Annotated in this window: 24 protein-coding genes and 1 other RNA gene; 9 read left to right on the top strand and 16 right to left on the bottom strand. The window is 36.3% G+C overall.

Going from position 1 to position 24,037, the window contains the following annotated elements; translation table 11 throughout:
• From H0X48_05680 to H0X48_05670, 3 genes are all read right to left on the bottom strand, one after another.
• The coding region (locus tag H0X48_05680) for an ankyrin repeat domain-containing protein (protein MBA3954780.1) at nucleotides 1-1,138 on the bottom strand (1,138 nt) is incomplete at its 3' end.
• 384 nt (nucleotides 1,139-1,522) lie between these two features.
• The gene (locus H0X48_05675) at nucleotides 1,523-2,665 is read right to left on the bottom strand and encodes an ankyrin repeat domain-containing protein (protein ID MBA3954779.1); all 1,143 of its coding nucleotides are present in this window, start codon (nucleotides 2,663-2,665) and stop codon (nucleotides 1,523-1,525) included.
• 37 nt (nucleotides 2,666-2,702) lie between these two features.
• Entirely contained in the window at nucleotides 2,703-3,587 is an 885-nt protein-coding gene (locus tag H0X48_05670) for an ankyrin repeat domain-containing protein (protein MBA3954778.1), read from the bottom strand.
• Nucleotides 3,588-3,798: 211 nt separating this feature from the next.
• Between H0X48_05670 and H0X48_05665 the strand changes: the two genes are divergently transcribed.
• Nucleotides 3,799-4,710 (top strand): cysteine synthase family protein, encoded by a 912-nt coding sequence (locus tag H0X48_05665; GenBank protein ID MBA3954777.1) that lies wholly within the window; start codon nucleotides 3,799-3,801, stop codon nucleotides 4,708-4,710.
• A 46-nt stretch (nucleotides 4,711-4,756) separates the two neighbouring features.
• Here H0X48_05665 and H0X48_05660 read toward each other — a convergent pair whose 3' ends face one another.
• Both H0X48_05660 and H0X48_05655 read right to left on the bottom strand, forming a co-directional pair.
• Entirely contained in the window at nucleotides 4,757-5,794 is a 1,038-nt protein-coding gene (locus H0X48_05660; GenBank protein MBA3954776.1) for an MBL fold metallo-hydrolase, read from the bottom strand.
• Between the two features lie 165 nt (nucleotides 5,795-5,959).
• On the bottom strand, nucleotides 5,960-6,628 hold the full coding sequence (locus tag H0X48_05655; GenBank protein MBA3954775.1) for an HAD family phosphatase: 669 nt from the start codon (nucleotides 6,626-6,628) through the stop codon (nucleotides 5,960-5,962).
• A gap of 226 nt (nucleotides 6,629-6,854) precedes the next feature.
• On the opposite strand from H0X48_05655, the gene H0X48_05650 reads away from it, so the two are divergent.
• From H0X48_05650 to H0X48_05635, 4 genes are all read left to right on the top strand, one after another.
• Entirely contained in the window at nucleotides 6,855-7,541 is a 687-nt protein-coding gene (locus H0X48_05650; GenBank protein ID MBA3954774.1) for a hypothetical protein, read from the top strand.
• The gene (gene uppS / locus H0X48_05645) at nucleotides 7,541-8,227 is read left to right on the top strand and encodes a di-trans,poly-cis-decaprenylcistransferase (GenBank protein ID MBA3954773.1); all 687 of its coding nucleotides are present in this window, start codon (nucleotides 7,541-7,543) and stop codon (nucleotides 8,225-8,227) included. Before H0X48_05650 ends, uppS begins: the two co-directional genes overlap by 1 nt.
• Complete coding sequence (locus tag H0X48_05640) at nucleotides 8,224-9,219, top strand: NAD(P)H-dependent glycerol-3-phosphate dehydrogenase (protein ID MBA3954772.1); 996 nt, start codon at nucleotides 8,224-8,226, stop codon at nucleotides 9,217-9,219. The genes uppS and H0X48_05640 overlap by 4 nt, the downstream gene beginning before the upstream one ends.
• Before the next feature lie 80 nt (nucleotides 9,220-9,299).
• Entirely contained in the window at nucleotides 9,300-10,340 is a 1,041-nt protein-coding gene (locus tag H0X48_05635) for a hypothetical protein (protein MBA3954771.1), read from the top strand.
• 79 nt (nucleotides 10,341-10,419) lie between these two features.
• On the opposite strand, the gene H0X48_05630 is transcribed toward H0X48_05635, so the two are convergent.
• The 5 genes from H0X48_05630 to rnpB form a co-directional block, all read right to left on the bottom strand.
• Nucleotides 10,420-10,899: a hypothetical protein gene (locus tag H0X48_05630; GenBank protein MBA3954770.1), complete on the bottom strand. Its 480-nt coding sequence runs from the start codon at nucleotides 10,897-10,899 to the stop codon at nucleotides 10,420-10,422.
• Between the two features lie 74 nt (nucleotides 10,900-10,973).
• Nucleotides 10,974-11,651, bottom strand: a complete 678-nt coding sequence (locus H0X48_05625) for a hypothetical protein (protein ID MBA3954769.1) — start codon at nucleotides 11,649-11,651, stop codon at nucleotides 10,974-10,976.
• A gap of 33 nt (nucleotides 11,652-11,684) precedes the next feature.
• A complete protein-coding gene (locus H0X48_05620; GenBank protein ID MBA3954768.1) occupies nucleotides 11,685-12,149 on the bottom strand; it encodes a hypothetical protein in 465 nt (154 codons plus the stop codon).
• 70 nt (nucleotides 12,150-12,219) lie between these two features.
• A complete protein-coding gene (locus H0X48_05615; protein ID MBA3954767.1) occupies nucleotides 12,220-12,948 on the bottom strand; it encodes a PASTA domain-containing protein in 729 nt (242 codons plus the stop codon).
• Nucleotides 12,949-12,972: 24 nt separating this feature from the next.
• Nucleotides 12,973-13,327: RNase P RNA component class A (rnpB, locus tag H0X48_05610), an RNA gene on the bottom strand.
• A gap of 626 nt (nucleotides 13,328-13,953) precedes the next feature.
• Between rnpB and H0X48_05605 the strand changes: the two genes are divergently transcribed.
• Nucleotides 13,954-15,861, top strand: a complete 1,908-nt coding sequence (locus H0X48_05605) for a PBP1A family penicillin-binding protein (protein ID MBA3954766.1) — start codon at nucleotides 13,954-13,956, stop codon at nucleotides 15,859-15,861.
• On the opposite strand, the gene H0X48_05600 is transcribed toward H0X48_05605, so the two are convergent.
• Nucleotides 15,776-16,921: a UDP-N-acetylglucosamine--N-acetylmuramyl-(pentapeptide) pyrophosphoryl-undecaprenol N-acetylglucosamine transferase gene (locus H0X48_05600; protein ID MBA3954765.1), complete on the bottom strand. Its 1,146-nt coding sequence runs from the start codon at nucleotides 16,919-16,921 to the stop codon at nucleotides 15,776-15,778. The genes H0X48_05605 and H0X48_05600 overlap by 86 nt on opposite strands.
• A gap of 10 nt (nucleotides 16,922-16,931) precedes the next feature.
• Nucleotides 16,932-17,369, bottom strand: a complete 438-nt coding sequence (locus H0X48_05595) for a DUF721 domain-containing protein (GenBank protein ID MBA3954764.1) — start codon at nucleotides 17,367-17,369, stop codon at nucleotides 16,932-16,934.
• 254 nt (nucleotides 17,370-17,623) lie between these two features.
• Here H0X48_05595 and tnpB point away from each other — a divergent pair, with 254 nt between their 5' ends.
• The 3 genes from tnpB (at nucleotide 17,624) to H0X48_05580 (ending at nucleotide 20,808) form a co-directional block, all read left to right on the top strand.
• Nucleotides 17,624-18,796 carry an IS200/IS605 family element transposase accessory protein TnpB gene (gene tnpB / locus H0X48_05590; GenBank protein MBA3954763.1) on the top strand — a complete coding sequence of 391 codons (1,173 nt, stop codon included), beginning with the start codon at nucleotides 17,624-17,626 and terminating at the stop codon, nucleotides 18,794-18,796.
• A 77-nt stretch (nucleotides 18,797-18,873) separates the two neighbouring features.
• The gene (locus tag H0X48_05585; GenBank protein ID MBA3954762.1) at nucleotides 18,874-19,320 is read left to right on the top strand and encodes an archease; all 447 of its coding nucleotides are present in this window, start codon (nucleotides 18,874-18,876) and stop codon (nucleotides 19,318-19,320) included.
• A 30-nt stretch (nucleotides 19,321-19,350) separates the two neighbouring features.
• Nucleotides 19,351-20,808 (top strand): RtcB family protein, encoded by a 1,458-nt coding sequence (locus tag H0X48_05580; protein MBA3954761.1) that lies wholly within the window; start codon nucleotides 19,351-19,353, stop codon nucleotides 20,806-20,808.
• A 192-nt stretch (nucleotides 20,809-21,000) separates the two neighbouring features.
• Here H0X48_05580 and H0X48_05575 read toward each other — a convergent pair whose 3' ends face one another.
• The 4 genes from H0X48_05575 to H0X48_05560 form a co-directional block, all read right to left on the bottom strand.
• The gene (locus H0X48_05575) at nucleotides 21,001-21,747 is read right to left on the bottom strand and encodes a hypothetical protein (protein MBA3954760.1); all 747 of its coding nucleotides are present in this window, start codon (nucleotides 21,745-21,747) and stop codon (nucleotides 21,001-21,003) included.
• A gap of 185 nt (nucleotides 21,748-21,932) precedes the next feature.
• Nucleotides 21,933-22,880: an alpha/beta fold hydrolase gene (locus H0X48_05570; protein MBA3954759.1), complete on the bottom strand. Its 948-nt coding sequence runs from the start codon at nucleotides 22,878-22,880 to the stop codon at nucleotides 21,933-21,935.
• A gap of 240 nt (nucleotides 22,881-23,120) precedes the next feature.
• A complete protein-coding gene (locus H0X48_05565; GenBank protein ID MBA3954758.1) occupies nucleotides 23,121-23,858 on the bottom strand; it encodes a hypothetical protein in 738 nt (245 codons plus the stop codon).
• Nucleotides 23,848-24,037: hypothetical protein (locus tag H0X48_05560; GenBank protein ID MBA3954757.1), on the bottom strand; the 190-nt coding region annotated here is incomplete at its 5' end. The genes H0X48_05560 and H0X48_05565, both read right to left, overlap by 11 nt.

The following is a 24,037-nucleotide window of genomic DNA, read 5'->3' as shown; positions in this document are numbered from 1 at the left end:
GCTGTATAGTTTCACTACACTTTTGAGGCTCCTTAACTGTACTATACAATTTTTGAGCTTCAATTATCCTTGCATGACGCGCTAAATATGAAGGTACAGTTACACCTGAGGTCAGTACGCAGCTAAGTACACCTGAGTTCAGTACGCAGCTAAGAATTTCTATCGTAGAATAAGACAATGCCTTTACAAGATGAGTATGAGTACATTTAATACCTAATTCAAGCAACAGCTTTACTAGAGGTAATTTTTGCTGACATATTACTAGAGTTAAAAATTCTTGATTAACAACGCCAATTTCAGGCAATGTACCATCAACGGCTTGAAGTACTTGAGTAATTAAGTGGGAGAGATCTTTGTCATCATATAATGACTCAGATACAGTTTCACCTAAATCGTTAATGGCCTGCTTATAATATTCAATAGTTAATTTATAATTAGTATTTTGTTTAAATGCATCTTTTAGTGCTGTTAAACGCTTGTTCCTCTCAACACGCTGAGTATACAGCCGAGCGAACATTGTATCTTTTCTTGTATTGTCGTCTTCAAGAGAACTATCTAAAGATGTACTGTCTTCTTTAAAGATAGCTTTATCGACCAAAACTTGGATTTGTTGAGCTTCATTTATGTATAGATCATTAGCTAAATGCTCAGGTATAGTTGCACCGTATATAATTAGACAGCCAATAAGAGTGACATTACCATCTTTTACTGCATTCTCAAGAGGAAGTCCATAAATAGAATCCGCTTTATTGCAATCAACGCCCAGTGAAAGGAAAAGTCTTACTACATCTAGTTTTTTATGGTGAATTGCTTTACCTAAACAGTTTATATTAATAGCACAAACTCCAGGCAAGGTTTTGTCGGATACTTTAACTACCTTTATAAGTAAGTCACAAGTTAAGCGACGGGTTTCTTTGTCCTCCTGCTCAAATAAAGCTGCAATCAGATCATTAAGAGCAGACTTATAATCATTAACAGTTAATCTATGGTTAGGATCTTGAGTAAATGCATTTTTGAGCACTAGTATACGCTTCTCTCTATTAATACGGGCAGCACGGTTCAATGGTGTATCACTCATACTATAGAGTCCAGGCAATACACATACACTTAACATCAAGATATATATAAATAATTTCATAAGATCCCTTTTTAATTGATAAATTATAACTTAATAATACATATATTTAATAATATTGTCAAAAAAACAAGAAATCAGACCTTTTTGTAAATTTTTAATTTATTTTTACTAATATTTTTTATACAATCTTTATATCAAATACACGAGCACATTATAGTTTATTAGGTCCTGAAATTTGGCGCCAAACTGAAGGCAAAATTACTCATTTTTTTGCAGCAGCTGGTACTGGTGGCACCATAAATGGTGTAAGCAAATACTTAATAACGTTAAAGTTATAGCTATAGATGCAACCAATTCTTTGGATAAATTCTAGGAAATCTTATCTTGATAAAAATAATTTAACGAAAGAATCTTTAGATTATAAAATAAAATTAAGAGATATAATTAAGAAATAGTACACCAGCTTTTGGTAGGTATAGCTAAATCAAGCTCGGGTACATCTGTTTGCAGGTCTAAAAGTAGTTTAAGGACCTCTTGATTATTTACAGCTAATTCTATAGGGGTAAGATCATCTTGATTTCTTTTACATAAAAGCCTATCCAGACCTTTAACCTTATGAAAAAGTGAAACCAAATATGCAATACACCGTTTACTACCACATTGCACTGCTCTATGTAAAAGCGTATTACACTGTGCATCAGAGACACTTGTAATATATTTAAAACACCCTTGCAGAAGCAAAGCTCTTAAATTTACAATATTATCCTGTTCTATACACTCAACAAGTTTTTTATAAATAAAATCTCGAGCAGTGTTATTTATATACATTTCTTTTTGACTTAAGCATTTTAATAAAGACATAAAATCGTTATCTTTAACAGCCTTGTTAAGGGCATCTTGTAAATTTTTTGCTTGCGCTACCCTTGGATAACCATAACCTAAATCTTTTAGTTTTAAATTATGAGAAAGGAGACATTGTATTAAACGTATATCACCCCGGATTATTGCCCATTGAATAAAATCTTCAGTTGAAGCGTAAGAAGAGGGTTTAATGTCAGTCTTAGCACCGGCTTTAAGCAGAAGGTCTACTATATCTATACGTTTGCTACTAGCAGCTAAAAGCAGAGGAGTCGAGTCGTAGTCACTACCAGATAGTTTACATTCAGTATCGACTTGAGCATCAAGTAAAAGTTGTACTACTTTTTTATTACCCAGCTGTACAGCTTTTAAGAGCGGAGTCATACCACATATATGTACTGACGGCGAAGAAGAATGCACATAAAGATTAAGGGTAGCAGTACTGCAGTTACTAATAATTTTTTCTGCTAGTAAAGTATCACGAAGATGGATAGCGGCGTAAAGAGCTTGACTATAACAGAGGTCTGTTATACCGTCACCATTAGTTTGATTCCAAAGCTTATTAAATAGGTCTAACCGTTCACGGCTTTCCTTAAACTCCTGCTCACTAACAGCAATACTATACTGTTGCTGATCTGATAGCATGACATTTCGAGGAAACTGATTCATAGCACCAACAAATGGAAGTGTAAGAACACTTAAAAAAAGAGTAAGTAAAAAGGATTTCATAAGGACACTTTCAAATTGAAAAATATAAAAAATAAATTTAAGATACAGTACACCTACTTTTAGTAGTGACAGCTAAATCAAGTTCAGGTAAATCTGTTTGTAGACCTAAAAGAAGTTTAAGCATATTTGGGTTATTTACCGCTAGTTCTATAGCCGTAAAACCTTCTTTATTCTTCTTATTTAAAAAGCTTTCTAACTTATTAACTTTATATAAAAGAGAAATAATATAACAGAGAGTTTGCTTGCTGCCAGAACGTATTGCACTATGCAAAAGCGTATTGCCTACTGTGTCACAAGTATAAAGAGAATAACCTTGCTTAACAAAAGCTCTAAAGGCTTGGACATTATCCTGCTCTACTGATTTGATAAGTTTTTGATACATATAGTTTTTGATAAAAATAGGAAGATATAAATCTTGTTTTAACAGTGTTCCAATAGTTTTTATATCATTATCTTCAACAGCATTAATTAATTTATTTTGCATACTGTGCACGTTAACTAAATCAACATTTTTAAGAAAAATTTCTGGCACACCTGCACCATAAGCAAGTAAGCAGCCAATTATAAAATGATTATTTGGTTTTAGTGCATTGCAAAGAGTAGTTCGATTTAAACTGTCAAGAATATTAGGATCAGCTCCTGCTTTAAGCAATAGTTCAATAATTTTTTTATTGCCTTCACTTACAGCTACGTGCAAAGGAGTAAGACCATTAGAAACAAGATTAAGTATTTCAGGAAAATTGCTAATAAGTTGGGTAACCAATGGTATATTATTACACCTAATTGCGTCACAAAGGGCCTGACTATAATTGGTGCCATAAAGAGGCAATAGATTATTTGCCAAGAAGGGGACTCTGTTCATAGAGTAAGCTAATGGTGTTAATAACAAGTTTAAACATAAAATTAGTAAAAAAATTTTCATAGAAACAGCCACCTTATATTAATAAATTATAATTTAATTTTATATATATTTATTAATACTGTCAAATAAGAAATTCACGCCAAGAGCTCAAAAGCTTCAATTAATTACTATTGATATTTTTTACGCAATATTTTTGATTATCAGAGCAAGTTAGTGTATGCTACTAGTATACTATTTAAGCTTTATAATTATTAATTACTAAGGTCTTGTTATGCATGAAACCATATTAAAAGCTATAGGTAATACACCTTTAGTAAAAGTTAACTTTGAATCTCTTGGACGTATTTTTGCCAAACTTGAATATTTAAACCCAGGCGGTAGCGTAAAAGATCGCTCAGCTTTATTTATGATTGAAGAAGCTGAACAACTAGGTCTTTTAAAACCAGGCGGTACACTTATAGAAGCATCATCAGGCAATCAGGGTATAGCTACCGCATTAATCGGCGCTCTTAAAGGCTATAAAGTTGTTATTACGGTATTTGAAAAAGTAAGCAATGAAAAATATCAAACACTTAAAGCATACGGTGCTGAAGTTATCAAGTGTCCAGCAACTCAGTTTGTTGATGATCCCAATAGCTACCATAGTACTGCAGTAAAGATACATAAAAGTACACCTAATTCATTTATGTTAAATCAGTACTATAACGTATCAAATGCGCGGGCGCATTATAGTTTATTAGGTCCTGAAATTTGGCGCCAAACTGAAGGCAAAATTACTCATTTTTTTGCAGCAGCTGGCACTGGAGGCACTATAAGTGGTGTAGGTAAATACTTAAAAGAACAGAATCCTAACGTTAAAGTTATAGCTATAGACGCAGCTAACTCTTTTAGGTCAACTGCGGGCAATCCTAAGCCCTATAAACTTGAAGGCGTAGGCGTTGATTTTGTTTCACCTGTGTTAAATACGAGCGTTATTGATGAATTTGTCTGTGTAACTGATGATCAAGCATTAGATATTTTAAAACCTATGGCTTCAATTCATGGTCTTTTAATTGGACCAAGTAGCGGCGCTGTGGCTTACGCTGTACAAGAATACTCAAAACAATTAGGGCCCAATGATTTAGCAGTAATGATTTGTGGCGACTCAGGTAGAGCCTATTTAACTAAAGGCTTTTACGATTAATTAAATACTAAAAACAAAAAGGCGCTTAAATAAAAAGCGCCTTTTTTCAGATCTCAAGCAAGCTGAAGTGTGGTACTTTGCGCTGGTAAATAGTAGGCGTATCAAATGTTATCCTTTGACCGGCTTTTATCCAATGCAACTGTTTATCAGACTCTAAGTTAGCTGTACCCCACCAAGCATTAAGCCTATCAAGTGGCAACATAAAGTTGTCTGTTCCAAAAAAATAAGTGCCCCAATGCATAGGAATAAAATGCTTAGCTCCTAAATCTCTAAAAGCTTGTCCAGCTTCTTCGGCATTAATATGGGACGTACGCATAATTGAGCGTGGTTCGCATGGTCCTATAGGTATAAGAGCAAAATCTATTACAGGAAACTCCTGGCTTATACACTTAAAATGGTGACTATAAGCAGTATCGCCACCAAAATAGATAGTGGTGCCATTACATGAAATCATCCAACTACCCCAAAGAGACTTATTATAATCAAAAACACCACGTTGCGACCAGTGAAATGCTGGCAAAAAAGTAAACTCTATACGCGTAGTACCATTAGCAGCTGCTACGTATACTTGATGGTCCCACCAATTATTTTCTATAACTTTATCAAATCCACGATCTCTAAACCATTTTTTATCACCCTGAGGCACTAAAAACTTGATTCCCGCTTGATGTTTTAACAGTTGTAACGTATGAGCATCCATGTGATCACGATGATTATGAGAAATCAATACAAAATCAATGGGCGGTAATTGTTTAAACGGTATACCTTCAGGTAAAATGCGTGGATACAATAAAGAAAGACTACCAAAAACAGGATCGGTTAGTATATTTATAGTACCAATCTGAATCAGAAATGTAGCGTGGCCTATCCAAGTAATAGTAAGTTGCTCGCTGCGCTGCACAGGCTCACTGCGCTCTACCCAGTTGAGCATAGTTGCTTTTTCTGTCTGTTTGCGAAAATGGCTTTTAAGGAGCATAGTTACTGAAGGAATAAAAACATGCGGTTTTTTTTCACCTTCATGATTATAAAAACGGCCTTTATGGATATGAGGAACTATGCGATGGGGTTTATTTTTATATGGCATGCTTTACACAAATGACCCCTATCCAGACGTAAGTCAAGGACAGGGGAAATGGAGGTTATCTAAGATTAATTATATACTTAAGCTTACTGCAATTTAAGTAAAAATCAATGCTATTTATACAATCTCACAGAGCTCGTTTTCAGTAGAATTTAATGGTAATTTTTTTTATTTTTTAAAGCTAAATAGTGGATGATCAATAAGCTCATCGTAACCGTCTATAATCATATCAGCTTGCTTTAACTGTTCAAGATCTTTTGAGGTATTAATACCAATGCAATACATACCAGCAGCCTTAGCAGACTTAATACCATGAGCTGAATCTTCTAGAGCAATACAGTCTTGAGGATCAACACCAAGCTTCTTGGCTGCATATACATAAATAGCCGGATGTGGTTTACATATATTATCAACATGTGAAATATTGTAAATATGCTCATTAAAATAGGTATCAAGTTTAAGAGCTTCAATAGAAAGTGCAAGAGTAGCATCGTCTGCGTTAGTTGCTATAGCAGTTTTTAGGTTATTTTTAATAAAAGCATAAAAGTTCTCAAAGCCAGGAATAAAGGTTATCCCTTTTTGATACAGTAAACAAGCAATAGCTGATTTTTCTGTTATCAGATCCTCTACGTGCTCTGATAACTCTAATCTCTCTTTTATTAAAGCGCATGCTTTATGCATAGCAAGTCCATGCAAGTCTTGCGTGAGCTGTGCATGCACCTTAGGGCATAAAGAGGTTGTCTTACGGCACAAAAGCTCTTTAGTTACTGCATTCCATAAAGGTGAAGTATCAACAATAGTGCCGTCCATATCAAAAATAAGTGCTTTATATTTCATAATTATTGTCTCTTTTTTTTAATAGAATGGAGTTTTTAAAGTAAAACGAGCCCCACTTTTGGTGCTATTTAAACCAAAAAAGCAGAGCTCAGAATTTCTTGCTAATTATCTATTAGTATATCAATTTTTTTAATTTTGTCCACCTATAATTCACTAAAAAAATTCACTATATTATTATATATGGTATAGTTATACTTATTTACTATGCAACAGAAAGGATAGTTATATGAAAAATAAACGAGCAAACAAGGGCATATACAAGCGCCTGCATGAACTCTTAAGCATGCTTATCGCTTTAGCAACACACTCCATAAAAATTTCTTTTATGGTAGGTTCAAAAGCAGCGTTTTTTTCGCTTGGACAAAGCATATCACCAGCGATAGGTTTTTTTGGCGGGCCTCTTGCCGCGTTAGCAGTATACGCAGTACGCATAAGCGCTCAAACCTATTTTTCAGGCACAACCCTCCTCATAAGTTCGTTTCTTCATGTACCTACAATGTGCGCAGCGCTTTATCTTTCAAGCACATCAAAGTGTATACGCAGCTTAGTACCACTACTGTGTATAGCATTATTTGTCACTCACCCTGTAGGATCGCAAGCAGCTTGGTATTCTGCATATTGGCTTATACCAATTATGCTCAGTTTCATACCAACTAATTCTATTTTCTTACGATCTGTCGGCAGTACTTTTGTAGCACATGCAGTTGGCTCTGTTATGTGGTTATATACTCATAACATAGATGCAGCAAGTTGGCATGCTTTAAGTTCTGTTGTTTGGGCAGAACGGCTTATGATTGCTACGAGTATGACTATGCTTTACTACGCAGTTGTCTCTAGTATAGCTTTTGCTCAACACTTAATGCCGAGCCTACAACGCTATACAGTTTATAGTACTGCTAAAAAGGCCAGTTAATGGAGCATCTTGCACTGATAATGGATGGCAATCGTCGTTGGGCAAAAAAAAGAGCACTTGCCCCATGGCTTGGCCATAACCAAGGTATTGAATCAGTGCGTATAGCGCTTGAATTTTGCTTGAAAAATAGTATTAATTACTTGTCGCTATACGTATTTTCTCTAGAAAACTTTAAGCGCGCACCTGATGAAGTACAGTTTCTTTTTGATCTCTTTATCAAGCAAGCTGAACAAATGCTTCCTGAGCTTATAAAAAACGGTATACAGATAACTTTTATAGGTGATAAAACCTATTTTCCTGAACATCTGCTGCCTACTATACAAACACTAGAAGCTCAAACACAGCACCTGACAACACTTAAATTAGCTCTGCTTTTTTGTTATGGTGGCCGCCAGGAAATAGTAACAGCTGCTCAACAATTAGCTTATGCAGTTAAAAGCAAAAAAATAGAGCCCCAAGATATTACTCAAGAGCTTTTTGCCCGGCACTTATGGTCACATGCGTTGCCTGACCCGGACTTAATTATCAGAACGGGCGGCGTTAAGCGCTTAAGCAACTTTTTGTTGTATCAAGCAGCTTACAGTGAACTTTATTTTCTTGATATTTTATGGCCAGATATTACTTATAAACACTTTGAAGATGCTTTAAGTGATTATCAGCAACGCTCAAGAAATTTTGGCTCATGACTATAACTATTTTAGGTGAAGGAGCATGGGCAACAGCATGCGCTTCTCTTTTAGCCCATAACGGCCATACTGTTACTTTGTGGTGCAGAACTCCACAAGTACAAGCAGATATACACTTTAATAATAAAAATTACTTGTATGCACCCTTTGCATCTGAGTTAAGCCCGCTTATAAAAAGCACCTGCAACTTGCAACAAGCAATAGAAGAAGCTGAGCTTATTTTTCAAGCAATACCAGTAAAGTTTTTACGTTCTGTGCTTGAGCAAGCTAAGCCATTTATCTTGCCAACTACCCGATGGGTACTGCTTAGTAAAGGCATAGAAACTACAAGCTTATTAGTATCAAGCCAGATACTAGAGTCTGTCCTTGGCTATAGTCCTGAGCTCGCTATTCTTTCAGGCCCTAGTTTTGCTCAAGAAGTTATAGAAAAAAAGTTTACCGCTGTTATGCTTGCAAGCACAAACTTACCCTTAAGCACTTTAGTCAAACAGCTTATCCAAACGAGTTATTTTAAAACAGTTAGCACTCCGGATATACTTGGTGTACAAGCAGCAGCTGCATTAAAAAATTGTATAGCTTTAGGTGCTGGTTTTATACAAGAAGCATACGCAAGTGATAATATGCGAGCTTTATTTATCACCCAAGCACTTGGCGAACTTTCTACACTACTAAAAGCTCTTGGGGCCGATGCTAGCACGCTCTCCAGCTTAGCAGGCCTAGGTGATTGTATATTAACCGCTTTTAGCACACAAAGTCGCAATACGCACGTAGGCAAATCTCTTGCTCAAGGGATTACACTTGCGCATATAACCCACAACTCTCTTACTATTCCTGAAAGTATTAATACACTTCAAGCCCTTAAAGAACTTGCTAATAAGTATAAGCTCGATTTACCTTTACACGTAGCTCTATACAAACTAGTCTACGAAAAAGCTCATCCAAGCATACTACATACGGCTCTGTCAGATTCTTTGGCAAACCTCTCAACATAAACTACTTGCCCAAGAAGCTCAAGAGCATTACACTAGAAAGCAAGAATTGCCTAGCTACTAAAATCATCTACGAGGTATGTATGAAAACTTACGCATTATTATCTTTAACATTGTTATTTTCATGCTCATCTGCTTTATCAATGTATAAGTGTCCAGATGTTCCGGGAACTTCTATTGATGTAAAAATCTCAAGTAATTTTGATTACCTTGAACGTTCTCCTGCAGCACAAACAAAAGTGGCTAGAGCTTACCCAAATATGGGCTTAAGAAGAAAAGATAGAATCGCTCGTGAAAACCTTATAAAAGAGATTGCTCAACTACAAAGCGCTGGTGATACTAAACAAGATAGTCAAACTATCAAGCAAATTTTAACTATTCTTGAAAATACAAAAAGTAACTATAGTTTAGTAAATCAAAAATGGATCAATGAACAGATAACTACTCTGTATACAGAATTAGCGCAAGCAGAAACGCTTGTAGCTACTAAAAGCACTACACTCACACCGGTAGTAGATAATCGCCAAAAAGAAACTGTACTTGTTGAAAATCAAGATAAAATAGCCAAATTAGCACTAGAATTAACATTAGCTAATGCATCTCTGGCTAGCACACTACCTCTACCAGCATCACCTCGCGAAACATTAACAACTGATATACCTCAACTAGAAGCACCATTACAAGAATTTTTAGAAGTAGAAAAACCAATAGCTGATTTAAGTCAAACAATGGTGCTGGAAAATAATCTCTTTCTAAAATTTCAAGAGACAAGAAATTTAGAATCTGAGTTAGAAAAAACACGTAAAAAAGCAGAAGAGCTTGAAAGCAAACTAGCTCAAGCACAAGAAGCTAAAAAACATAATGCTTTAGAACTTTTTGAAAGATCAGAAGCTAAAGCAGAAGCACAAAAATTACAGGCTAAAAAACATTATACTGCACGAGTTTCAGCACAATTGAGCCAGATCGAATTAGCGTACGAAAAAGCAGCAAAAATCATGGAAAAGCAAACAAAAGAAGAACTTGAAAGTTTCCATGTATTAGGAGTTGATACTACTGAAGTTTCTGCAACTTTACCTGAAAAGCCCATAGCTGAAGCGGCAAATGGCTCCTGCTGTATTCAATAGCAAGCTAAGCTAAGTAAACATCCAAAATAGAAAGAGCACAGTTTGACTGTGCTCTTTCTCTATAATTATAATTTAAATTTTACTCAACTAAATGCAAACCACGAGCTAATGAAACAAGTCCCAATCCTATAAAAGCGGCTGTACTTAGACTATAAGCTGCAAGTTCTGCTCCAGCCTTTAAAATAGCGACTTTAACCGGCTCTTGAGCTACTTTTGTATCTTCAGCCAGAGTGCTAAAAGTATGTACTTTTCTTGTTGGTTTATACACGATCTTACGAACACCCTTACTGCGCTTAAACTGCTCGTAAGCATGTATAAGCTGCGGATAAAGCTGATAGGCAGAAAACAAGCACAATACTCCACTACTTACTAAAAATATATCTTTAGAAAAACTCTGCTTTTGTTTTACCGCTACAACTTCTTGAGAGCTTTCCTCTACATCTTGTTCAAATTCACTCGGCACTTCAGTCATTTGTAGTGTTTTTTCTAGTGCACTCAAAGGGGCTACAAAAACGCCCATAATTAAAAACAACAGTAATAATCGACGAAAGTTAATCATAGTATCTCTTTTGGGTTAAAAACAAAGAGAGCACAAATAACTTTGTGCTCTCTTTAACTATACTAATTACAAGCTTATTTAGTTAAGTGTAAACTACGAGCAATATAATTAAAACCTAGTCCAGCAGAAGTCAACATACCAGCAGTGTAAACACTAGTTTTCTCCGCTGCTTTATGTAGATTTTCCTTAACTATTTTACGAGCATGAGGAGTTGCTGCTTTAAAATTTTCGTAAGATTTATTAACTTGCTTAGGTAGGTGTAAGCCACGAGCAATATAACTAAGACCTAGTCCAGCACAAGTTAGCATTCCAGCAGTATAAACTGTAGTTAGTGCACCTGTTTTAATCATATTTTGCTTTACTTTTAGATCAGGAATATCTGCGTTATTTTTCCATAGGCGGGTTACCACTTGCGCGTTAGAACTTACTTCTTTAAATAATTTGCGAACACCAGGGCCGCCTGCTTTAAAGATCTTATAAGATCTTTTAACTTGAGGATACAACATATAAGCACTTGCTAATAAAAGCGCGCCTTTAGTTACTGTAGAGGTATCTTTCCACAGGGTATTGGGCTTTTTTTCCGCAACCCTTACTGATACTTCTACGTCCTTATCTAAATCTCTTACATCTCTTATCTCTACGGAAGAGATATCAATGTCCAAGAGAGTATCATCTTGAGATACAGCTCTTAAAGGAGCTGCAAAAAGTGCTAGTGCTAAAAATGGCACTAGTAATTTAGGTGAATTATTCATAATGTCCCTTTGTAATGTGCAAAGATTATAATCTTATTTAGTTAAGTGTAAACCACGAGCAATAAGCGCAAGTCCTAAGCCTGCGAATCCAACTGTACCCAAAGTATAACCAATGGCTGGAGCTGCAGCTTCTGCTAAATGTTGTTGGTATGCCATCTGCACAGCTTGCTTGTCTTGTTTATTTCCAAAAAAGCCAGCAGCTTTGGCACCGTATTTAGCAAAGCCTCTATTGAGTCCTGAGTTGCGCATATTAAATTCATTATAAGACTTTACCATTTCTGGATAAAATGTATAAGCTATTGCCAAGCATAGTGCACCACTTGTTATACTAAATGCATCTTTAAAAACACTTGTTGTTTTTTTCGCAACAGGTTTAATATCTTCTACTACTTCAATTTTACTATCACCATCTTGTATAACTACATCGTTAGCTCTTAGGGGAGCTACAAGAAGTGAAACTGCTAAGAATGGTAATAATATTTTACGTGAATTATTCATAATGTCCCTTTGTAATTTGTAAATATAAAGTTATTTATTTTTATAACTATAGTATTAGTATAAGCAGAAATTAATCTCTCTGCAAAGGGTCGGCAACAGTGATATGTACCTTGAGTGGCTTTTTAAGATCAACAAGAGTACCCGCTAGGGGCCGCTGCTCAGTTACTATGCAAGAAGTGCACGTATGCTCAAGGTCAGCGTTAGATGGATTAGCATGCGCAACAACGGTTTCTATACCGTAATTTTTTAAAAAGGGTAATACTTCACTTACTTTTCTATTTTTTAAATCGGGCAGAATTCTTATTGACGTAGTACCTGCAGAAAAATAGGCTAATATATTTTTAGATTCTAACTCTTCTCCAGGACGGACATTTTGAGCAAAACATTTGTTTTGTAGGGCATTGCTCTCAATGAATGCTGTTTTTAAACGTACATCACTCTGCTTTGCTGCTGCTTGTGCTTGTGATAATGTAAGACCTTCTAAACGAGGAGCTTGTGGTTTTGCTGGATGGCGCGTAGCTACCAAATAAATAGACTGATGTGCTTTAACCTTTTGGCCTGCTGCTGGCGCCTGGCTAATAATAATACCTTCAGGTAAATCACTATCTTCTTTTTCTGTTAATATGCGCGTATTGAGATTAAACCGAGAAAAGATTTTAATAGCATCAGCAACATGCAACCCTACTACCGCAGGCGTTTCGATAATCTCTCTATGGGTAAAAACACGCAACAGCTGATAACCGCTTAAAAAGCAGATAAAAGGCAACATCCATAAAAAAGACTGTAATTTAAAAGACATAGGGAAGAACTTTTTTTAAAAAATAAAACGAGGTAATCAGTAAGCCGGATTCTGTTTGTAGCTAACTACAATGGCAACCATCTATCTAAGCGACATACCCGCATGTTTAAACCGAAACGAAACACCGAACATGCTTATTTTGTCTTGCTCCAAGTAGGGTTTACCCCTATGGCCTATTACTAGGACATATCGTGTGCTCTTACCACACGTTTTCACCCTTACCGTATACTTATAGTATAAGGCGGTTATTTTCTGTGGCACTTTCCATAAGCTTACGCTTCCCCAGTTATCCTAAGGTACTTTTTTCGTTTGGAGTCCGGACTTTCCTCTCATTATCTGTTACAAGTAACAGCTACAAGCGATTGCCTTGACTACCTCGTAAAATATAACGTATTACTACTACAATAAGTATAGCATGAAAAAGACTACCCTTCAAGTTAACCACACACGAGAGAGATCTATCGAATAATCCATAATCAACAACAAGAGCATGAAATATAAAACAGCCAAAAGCAAGGCAACTCGTTATCCATAGTGAGCCAGTAACCATTTTTTGTATTTTATATAAAGCAAAGGTCAGAGGAACCATAGCAATAAGATCCACGGCACAATAACCACTATACAAGAAAGACTCAAGTATTACTAAAGCTCCTGGTAACAGTAAATATATAAAAGACACTTGTGTTGCTGCTTGGGCATAATAAAAAGCCCGCACGCTAAAAAGCATTTGAGTTTGGCACAACATAAGAACAAGAATATCAGCAAAAAAGCTTAGGCTTACTACCAAATAATATTTAATAAGTTGTTTATTCATAATTTTATTTGTAAAAAGATTGAGTCGAGTTGAAAAAACTTTCAACAAATGGTATTTTAATAATAATAGTAGTATACCGATATTAGTAACATACTACTACTTTATCTTACTCTACAGAAAAATATACTCAAACTTTTTAGAGTTGCACTTTTGCTGTTTTTATTCACTTTTAAGCATGAATTATAGTTATTATGATAAAACATTTTTTTTCTTTTCTCTTTTTAGCTTCCGTTATCGTTGTCTCTTGTGCACTAGGCGCACTTTTTTATGTAACGACCCAACCTGCAATAGACTTTTCAGTTCTTGAGCACTACAATCCAGGTAAACCTACTATATTGCTTGATGATACAGGTGCTGAATGGACCCGTTTTCAGCTTGATCGCCGTGAAGTAGTCTCTATAAAAAAAATTCCTGATCATGTTATTAAGGCTTTTTTGGCAGCAGAAGACTGGGAATTTTTCAAGCACGCTGGTATTTCTTGGCGCGGTATAGCACGATCAATTATTGTTAATCTCTACCATAGACGTAGAGCACAAGGTGCAAGCACTATTACTCAACAGCTGGTTAAACTTCTTTTTTTTAACTCTGAAAAAAGCTTTAAACGTAAAATACAAGAGCAATTTATAGCTCTAAGCGTCGAACAACAGTTTACCAAAGAGCAAATTCTTGAAACCTATCTTAATCACGTCTATTTTGGCGCAGGTATCTATGGTGTAGAGGCTGCCAGCCAACGCTTTTGGTCAAAAAACGTACGGGATCTTTCGATAGATCAAGCTGCTCTGCTTGCAGGTATAGTGCAAGCTCCTAACCGCTACTGTCCGCTGTATAATCCTGAACAAGCAGTACAACGACGCACTACAATTTTAAATTCTATGGCTAAACTCAAATTTATAACTGAGCAACAATATCAAGAAGCACGCCAAAGTTCTTTAAATATAACTGCAGCCTGTGATCCTCATAGTCAAGGACCACACTTTAAAGAGTCTATTAGACTTATGCTTGAAGAGCTTATAGGAAAACAAAAACTCTATAGTGGTGGCCTTAAAATACAAACAACAGTAAATGTACCTATGCAAATTGCTGCAGAAGCAGCTTTTACCACTACGGTTAAAAGATTACGCACTGAAATAACACCTGATATTGATGGGGCATTACTGTCAATTGACAGTCAAACAGGAGCAGTAAAAGCGCTTGTTGGTGGCTATGATTTTCAACAATCACAATTTAACAGAGCTTTAAAAGCAAAACGGCAAATAGGATCGACTTTTAAACCGGTTATTTATGCAGCTGCTCTGCAATCAGGTAAAAAATTTACTGACTTAGAAGTGGATGAACCAGTAATAATTACTGATAACGGTAAAGCATGGGAACCTCAAAATTTCAACCATGAATTTGAAGGACCAGTAACACTTGCTCGCGCCTTATCTCGGTCAAATAATATTGTATCCATTAAGACACTCCTGCATGCAGGAGCAGAAAGCGTAGTAAGTTTAGCTAAAAAATGCGGTTTCAAAGGGCCATTATACCCGTATCCTTCGCTTGCCCTGGGTTGCGTTGATAGCACATTGCCTGAAGTAGTTTCTATGATGAACGTTATTGCTCAAAATGGTCTATACGTTGAGCCTTATTGTATCTCGTGGATAAAAGATGAATGGGGTACTAAAATTTGGAAACATAATCCAGTAAGAAAACGGGTGATACGCCCTACGGTAACAGGACAAGTTGCAAAAGTGTTAACCATTAGCATGGAACGCTCACGCACACGAAACCCACAAGACTGGTTACAATGCGACTCGCTGGGCAAAACAGGCACAACCAACGATGCTCGTACTTGTTGGTTTACTGGTGCTACGCCAAGCTTAACAACAGCCGTTTATATCGGATGTGATGATAATAAGTCACTAGGAAAAGCGGTGTACGCAGTACAAACTGCCTTTCCTATATGGAAAGAATTCAATAAAAAAGCTGGTAGCTTACGTACGCACTTTTCATATGATCCAAGCCTTAAAGAAGTTATTGTGCATGATCAAACAGGTGAGCCTGTCTCCGCTGATGATCCACATGCAATAGCTCTGTTAGTTGATCCTGCAACTGCGTAAAAAATAACGCTTTATGTTCTTCTACACTTTTTTGATCAACTACAGAAAATAGTTTTGGATTAAGTTCTTGTAAAGCAAAGGCATTATCTTTTTGATGTGCAGTTGTCGTTGTTTGCAACGGAATAATAAGAGCTGGCTTTTTAAAAAAGAGTATCTCAAACAACGTTCCTGCCCCCGCACGAGCTACTACAAAATCGGCTGCTGCATAACAAATATCTAAATCAGGTCTATAGCTAAACACAACAGACTCTATACCATACTTACTATACAGCTTTGTAAGTACAGTAAGATCATACGATCCTGCTTGATGTATAACACTTATAGTTTTACCAAGATTCTGATGATATTTAAAAAAGTCTGGTATAAGAGTATTAATAAATTCAGACCCTTGAGAGCCGCCAAGGACCAGTAAAACAACATGCTCAGGATTTAAGCCTAACTGTTTACAAGCGTCTTTTTTACTTACTGTTTGTGCCGGTTTAAATCTAAAGGGATACTCTACAACAGCAACTTTATCGTGATTAAAATACTTTTTTGCTTGCGGAAAACACACAAGTATCTTAGTTGCTAAAGGACTCAACCAGAGAACTGCTTTTCCGGGAACTGCATTAAGCTCATACAGTTCTATAGGCACTCCAAGAAGCCATCCAGCCAAACAAACAGGGACAGAAATATAGCCACCCATACTTACTATTTTTTGAGGTCGCTGCTTGGCTAAATACCATATACTTTGGGCAAAAGCTCCTATGCATTGGGCTATAAAAGCAGGATATCGTTTATAATTTTTACCAGGCACATTATCAAGCTTAAGAGGTACATAGGTGTGTATCGACGCGTACTTGCTAATAATAGCTTTATCAAGTGGCGTATCGGTTGAGAAAAAGAGTACTTTAAATTCTGGATATTGTTTTAGATAGTTTTCTATAACCGTTAAACCAGGCACAATATGACCTCCTGACTTACCAGCTACTCCACAAATAGTGGTAGTTTTAGGTAACAGTCTTACGATTACACATAAACCAACAGCTATACCTAAGCTATATAAAAAAAATTTTACCATACTGCTCACTTTAATTATTTATTTGGCAACGTCTGAGAAATTGAGTTAAAGCACAACGCAATTGCTCATCTTTGATTTTCATAAGAGCTTGCTGCTCACGTGAAGTTAATGCGGGTGGCTCAACTACACATTGCTCGTGTTTGAAAGCAGGCCTTGGCAACCGTTGTTTTTTAGGTAGATCTATTACTCTAAATCTTACTTCAGCAACATGAGAGTCACCTAGATGGTTATTTATTTTTGCTACAATAAAGCGTGAAAGCAAATGAAGCTCTTGCATCCAATAATACTCATACACGCCAATAAATACTATATTTTTTTCAACTTTTTCTAAACAAATACGTGTCTGCAGTGATCCGACAATAATCTGCCAGTCTTTAAGCAGACGTATATGCCACTCACTAGCAACAGAAAGAACTTTTGGAATGAGATGCTCAAGCAAAATAGCCATAAAAAAATACCTATAACTTATAAAACAACGGGATATATTTAGCCTACCAGCTACGAGGTAAAAGTAAACTCTCTTTACTCTTTTAACTAAAAGTCTTTAGAGTTATCCTAGGTTACTCGGTAAGACACCTTCCTTTAGGTGGGTGATAAACCCGAGTATTAAATTAAATTTTCTTTTTTAAGATGTACTAAAACATCAAAATGTGGTAGAATAAATACTATAAAGTCATTAGATTAAAGATCAAAAAAAGTACTATGAACAAAGCATATAAGTTTAGAATATATCCAAACAAAAAGCAGCAGCAGTGTTTAACTGAGCAATTTGGATGTATTCGTTTTGTTTATAATAACGCTTTATTTTACAGAAAAGAGCTCTATGCTGCAGACAAAAAGCATATCTCAAAATATGTCCTTGTTAAACGCCTAGTTGGCTTAAAAGAAGAATATCCGTGGCTTAAAGAAGCTGATAGCCAAGCATTACAGCAATCTATCATACACTTAGATACAGCATTTAAAAACTTCTTTAGCCAAAGAGCTCGTTTCCCTCAATTTAAAAATAAGCATACTTACCAGTCTATTGCGTACCCTCAACGTGTTAAAGTAAAAGACAATAAGATATACTTGCCTAAAGTTGGTTGGGTAAGCATAGTGCTCCATCGTCTTTATGAAGGCACAATTAAAACAGTGTATGTATCTAAGGCAGCTAGTGGTAAGTACTATGCTTCACTAGTGTGTCATACCTCTACAGAACCCACGATTATAAAAGAGCTTGATGAAGATAAAGTAATCGGTATAGATTTAGGCCTTCATGATCTTATGGTAACTTCTCATGGACTTGCTACAGGTAATCCTAAATTTGTGTTAAAAGCCCACATTAATCTAAAGCGTAAGCAACAAAAGCTTTCAAGGAAGACTAAAGGATCTAAGAGTAAAAACAAAGCACGACTGTCAGTAGCTAAAGCTCATGAAAGAGCAGCTGGTGCACGTAACCATTTTCAACATACATGGACAAAGCGATTAGTAGACGAAAACCAAGCTATCATCGTAGAAGATCTCCATGTTAAAGGCATGCTCAAAAATAGAAAGCTTTCTAAAGCTATTAGTGATGCTTCGTGGCATTCATTTATAACTAAGCTTGAGTATAAGCTCTCTTGGCAAGGTAAATGCTTTAAGAAAGTTGATCGTTTTTATGCTTCAACTAAAACATGTAATGCTTGTGGCGCTCTACAAGAGATGCCACTCAATAAAAGAATATACAGTTGCAGTTGTGGTTGGGAAGCATCAAGAGATACTAATGCTGCATTAAATATAAAAAAGCAAGGCATAGAAAAGTTAAAGGCGGCTGGATATACCGTCTCTGCTCGTGGAGGCCTGTGTAAGACTTCATCTGAAGCTACGGCCTATGAAGCGAGAAGCCTCCTCCTTTAGGTGGAGGAGATATCACCCTAGGTATTAGAAAAGAATTATTAATAATATCAAACCTAGCTAACCACAAAGAGATACGCATGGCTCAAGAATTTGAATTGTTATCCCATACAGCAGATAGTAAAATTCGTGCTTATGGCATTACGTTAGAAGAACTATTTCGCAATACCCTTAAAGGTATGTTTGCGAGCATTAAGCCTTATGGGACTCACATTACCTATAAGAACGACGAACTTATTTGTAGTAAATTTACTCTACAGCATACAGTCACTACACATTCACTCGACTTGCAATCTCTTTTAGTTGATTTTTTATCAGATTGTTTATACCTTTCAGACATTCACAACGAAGCCTATTTTGATGCTCGTTTTACTCTGCTAACGAGCACCGAGCTTCAATGCTCTATTTTTGGAGTACCTATAGCTGGCTTTGAACTTCTTGAAATTAAAGCAGTTACGTATAATGATCTTGCTATTGAGCAAAATCAAGATGGTATCTGGCAAGCAACAGTAGTGTTTGATATTTAAGCTTTTGTTTACTTTACTTTAGGATCTTTAATGGCACATTCTTTTACCCGTGCAGAGTTACTCAAAATACATAACTCTCTTTTTGAGATACCCAAAACCTATCGCTCAGACATGCGAGTTCCTGCACGCCTTTTTGTAAGCGATGCAATGCTCAACGACATTTTACAAGATGAATCACTGCTGCAAATGGTTAACGTTGCTACCCTGCCAGGCATACTAGAATATGCTTTAGCAATGCCTGATATTCATCAAGGTTACGGATTTCCTATTGGCGGTGTAGCTGCTTTAGACATTAACAACGGGGGTGTTATATCACCCGGCGGCATAGGCTACGATATTAATTGTGGCGTGAGATTACTTAGTGCATCTCTTACTGCTCAAGAGATTAAGCCTTACTTAGAAGAGCTTGCAACAGCGCTTTTTTATGCTGTTCCTTCCGGAGTTGGGCGTGGCGGCAAAACTAAACTGAGTGATAAAGATCTTAAACGCGTATTGCTTGGTGGTGCTCATACTATGGTTGAAGCAGGTCATGGCAACGAGAGTGATCTTGAGCATTGCGAAGAAAATGGACGCATGACGAGTGCTGATGCTGACTGTGTTTCTGAAAAAGCAAAACAACGCGGCATTGATCAATTAGGCACTCTAGGATCTGGCAACCACTTTTTAGAAATACAACAAGTAAGCGATATTTATGATCCATTAACAGCTGCAGCTTTTGGGCTTGAAGTTGGCATGGTTACCATTATGATCCATTGCGGATCGCGTGGATTGGGTCATCAGACATGTACAGATTACGTACGTACTATGCTTCCTAAATTAAGCCATTGGGGCATAGAACTTCCTGATAGAGAACTTGCTTGTGCTCCCTTTAATTCACAAGAAGGTAAAGATTATTTTGGCGCCATGTGTGCAAGTGCTAATTTTGCTTGGGCAAATAGACATCTTATTGGTGACACGGTACGTAAAACGTGTAAAAAGATTATAGGATCATCTGTTGATGTTAAAACTATCTACGATGTTTCTCATAACATGGGTAAACGAGAACAACACGAAGTTAACGGCAAACTACATGACCTTATTGTGCATCGCAAAGGTGCTACACGTGCATTTGCACCCGGACATCCAGAAGTACCTTTAGCCTATAGAGCTGTAGGCCAACCAGTATTAATACCGGGCACTATGGGAACCTCTTCGTATGTGTTAGTTGGTACTCAAGAGAGCATGCAAGCTTCATTTGGTTCTTGCTGTCATGGCGCAGGACGTAAGATGTCGCGCGTAAAAGCAAAGAAGACTGTACGTGGAGCGACATTACGAGAAGAACTTGAAGCTCGAGGCATTATCATTAGATGCGATTCAGATGCTGGACTTGCTGAAGAAGCACCCTTTGCATACAAAGATGTTGACGACGTTATAGATGTTGTACAACAAGCCCATTTAGCACGTAAAGTTGCTAAACTCACGCCACTAGCTGTTATTAAAGGTGGCTAACATTTTATGAGACTTTTTATAGGTATCGATCTACCTGAACTCGTTGTGCAAGAATTAGTTCAGGTACAACATAAGTTAAAACAACAAAAGCTATTTTTGACCCGTATTTTAAACAGCATAATTTACATATAATGCAAAATTTTACCTCTTTGACTTGCATAATAGAGAAACTTATCAAAGAATATGCTCTATTTATTTAATTTGCGGATAAGCTCTAAGACGTCTCACTGATGTTCTGCTTAAAACATCTTTGATAAATCGCTCAACTTTATAACGACGGGAATTTACAATAAAGCCTTCAATAGCAGCTATTGTCTTTTGTTCCTTTGCTAGCTTAGCAAGAATAGTAGACCATTCTTCTGGAGCTTTATAATCTTTGTTTTTAGTCGTATGAGTAGTTATTCTGTTTGCTAGCGTTTCAGCATGTTCATTAAGCAATACATAACAAGAATCTAGATTATTCACTAGATTAACCAAAGGGAACATATTCCAAGACTTAAGAGCTTTTAACTTTTTTATCAAAGCTGGATTGTTTTGTTTTAACTGCTCATTAGTATCTCCATTGTTACCAGTAACAGCATACACTTTCTCTAATTCTTTTAATGCCTGAGTATAAGTACCTTGAACATCGTTATATACTTCCTCGTCTGAACGTTGGTTCCATTTGATTAATTTAGAATGTTCATGTAAAGCTATACCTACTAAAGTAAGTCCTGCGCCAATAAAAAGTGGACTTATGCAGGCTCCAATTTGATTATTATCATTCAAGCAGTTAACAAAAATCCAGCTACCAAATGCTGAACCAACTAGTCCAGTTACGCCTAAAGTACCTGTCACTAAGTTATCTGCAGGCTTATGTTTATAGGCAAAGTTTGTGCCATTAAGAGGTGACAACATTAAGCATGTTAAGCTTGTTGCTATAAGAAGTCTTTTTTTCATGGTATAGTATCCTCTAAAAAGTTAGTATTTTTATAATAATACTTATTTAGTAGTAAAAGACAATATCAGGCAATCTTTAGAAAAATTGAACCTCACCTAAAAACCGGTGATTCCTGCTTCATCGCATAAGCCAGTTTGTTTAACCAATTCTTAAAGCGTATTTATATTACTATCAACAATCAAAATTATTGCTCCTGTATAAATTTTGCACAATAACCAGCTGCATTTAGCAAAATATCAAGATGCTGTACGGCTGGAATAATTTCTGCAGTTGATTTTTGTGCAATAGCAGCCGAAGAAAAATTTTTATACTCAACTACGTTTGAGGCAACGAATTGTTCATCATTTTTACCAGCCAATAATAAAAATGCCTTATCTATTTTTGCAAATAATTCTTGGGGGTTTTCAGGCGAAGTTGCTGCCATCATAGGAACAGTATAACTCGTTACAATTTTAGGTTCTTTCTCAATTAATTCTTTTGGATAATTGAAAAATACTGAGGGGGTATGTGAGAAGAAATAGCCACCGCTCAGGGCATTAAGAATGAATACCCAAACGCGAACTGATTTTGCAAAAGACTCAGCAGGATCTGCATGATCTTGAATTGCCCCAGAATTTCTGCCTAAATAAGGCGCTATCAATAAATATCCCTTAATTGCCTGATGATGATTGTAATTACTATAATTAAGCACCATCCCGCCACCAGAAGAATGGCCACCGAGATATAAAGATATAGATGGATGTTGTTTTGCTACAAATTCAACAGCTGTTGTTACATCATCCAAAACTTGATTCATGCTTGGAGCGTCGCCACGACGTCCTTGTGAATTTCCATGTCCGCGAATATCAAAAACATAGCAACCAATAGTGTGTTTTTGTGCTAATTCATTAGCAAAATATTGATACAGTGAACTACCATAGAATCCTGCACCATGATAGAAAATTACAATCGCTCTTGGCTTTTGAGGCATATATGAATAATAAGCGAGCTGTATATCATCAGAAGCCTTAATAAAGTGAGGTTTCTTTATTTTAAAATCTTTTAAGAATTCTAATTTTTCCAAAGAAAATGGCTGCTTAGGATTTCCCAATAATGTAGCTGTGCCAAACAATAATAAAAATATTTTTTTCATAATTTATTTCCTATATTTTTCGTACTAACTTCTTACTTTATCCTGATAGCGTGTCCACGCTTGCCATGCAAATGCACTCCACTGCCACTTTAATTTCACATGCTCTTTTCAATTTGTTACTTTTACCACATCAGGACAAATAATATAATTACGTAAATATACTATATTTTAAAGAGCGGTAATCTAAAATAAAAATACCGAAAAAGTTGCTGAAGACAGGACCAATTAAGTAGGCATGTTTTATTTTAAAACTAAAAGCTGTAAAAATAGATTTTTAAAAAACAACTTAGAGCTGCCTGGCATAGGTAACTGCTCACGGGCTTTTTCAAGCACTTCTCTTTGACTAGAAAGCAATTGAAATTGTTCATAATTTTCTTGTTTTACTGCTTCTTGCAAAGCAATCAATAATTTTTCACACATTGCATCAAGTAACGCTGAAACGTCCCGTTCGGCTACTTTAGACCGTTCTAGTTCTTTAATAAACTCTTGAGCTTTTGAGCTAGTAAAGTGAGTAAAATAAGAAACTAAGGGATGCTGCTTGAGTTGTTGCTTTTGTTCAAAGTAATAAAATACACAACGAGAGCTTATAGTAGGCAACAAACTATCTTTAGCTGAAGAGAGTAGTATAAAATGGTAGCCGCTTGGTGGCTCTTCTAAAGATTTAAGCAAACTGTTAGCGCACGTAATTGAAAGTGCGTCAGCACGCTCAAGTACAAAGAAAAAATGTTCACCTGGCTCTAATGCAAAAGTAATAGTATCAAAAATTGGTTCAATATGAGCTACAGTATACGTGTTTTCAGGCACAAACCAACGCAATGCATGATGTTGTCGATCATCTATTTGTTTGCACGTTATACACATATCACACCCATGAGCTGGGCACAAGACAGTTTTAATAAATTGGGCAGCCTGGTGTTTAATCTCTTCTGGCTGACCAATATAGGCATACGCAGGTTTTAAGTGGGTATTAGGTGCCATAGTTGCTCTTAAGCCACGTTGTTACATTGCGCAAGGCTTGATCAGCTACTATTTCAAACGGTTGGTTGCCATCGAGTATTAATACGTTAGAACGATCTTTAAATAATATATTAAAGCCATTAATTATGCGCTTAAAAAACCCTGCTTCTTCTTGTTCAAAAGAGGTACGTTGCTCATTC

Source organism: Candidatus Dependentiae bacterium (assembly GCA_013821315.1).
Classification (GTDB): Bacteria; Babelota; Babeliae; order Babelales; family Babelaceae; genus JACDHA01.
Note: the sequence above shows the minus strand (reverse complement) of the source record. Positions and strands in the feature narration are given on the sequence as shown.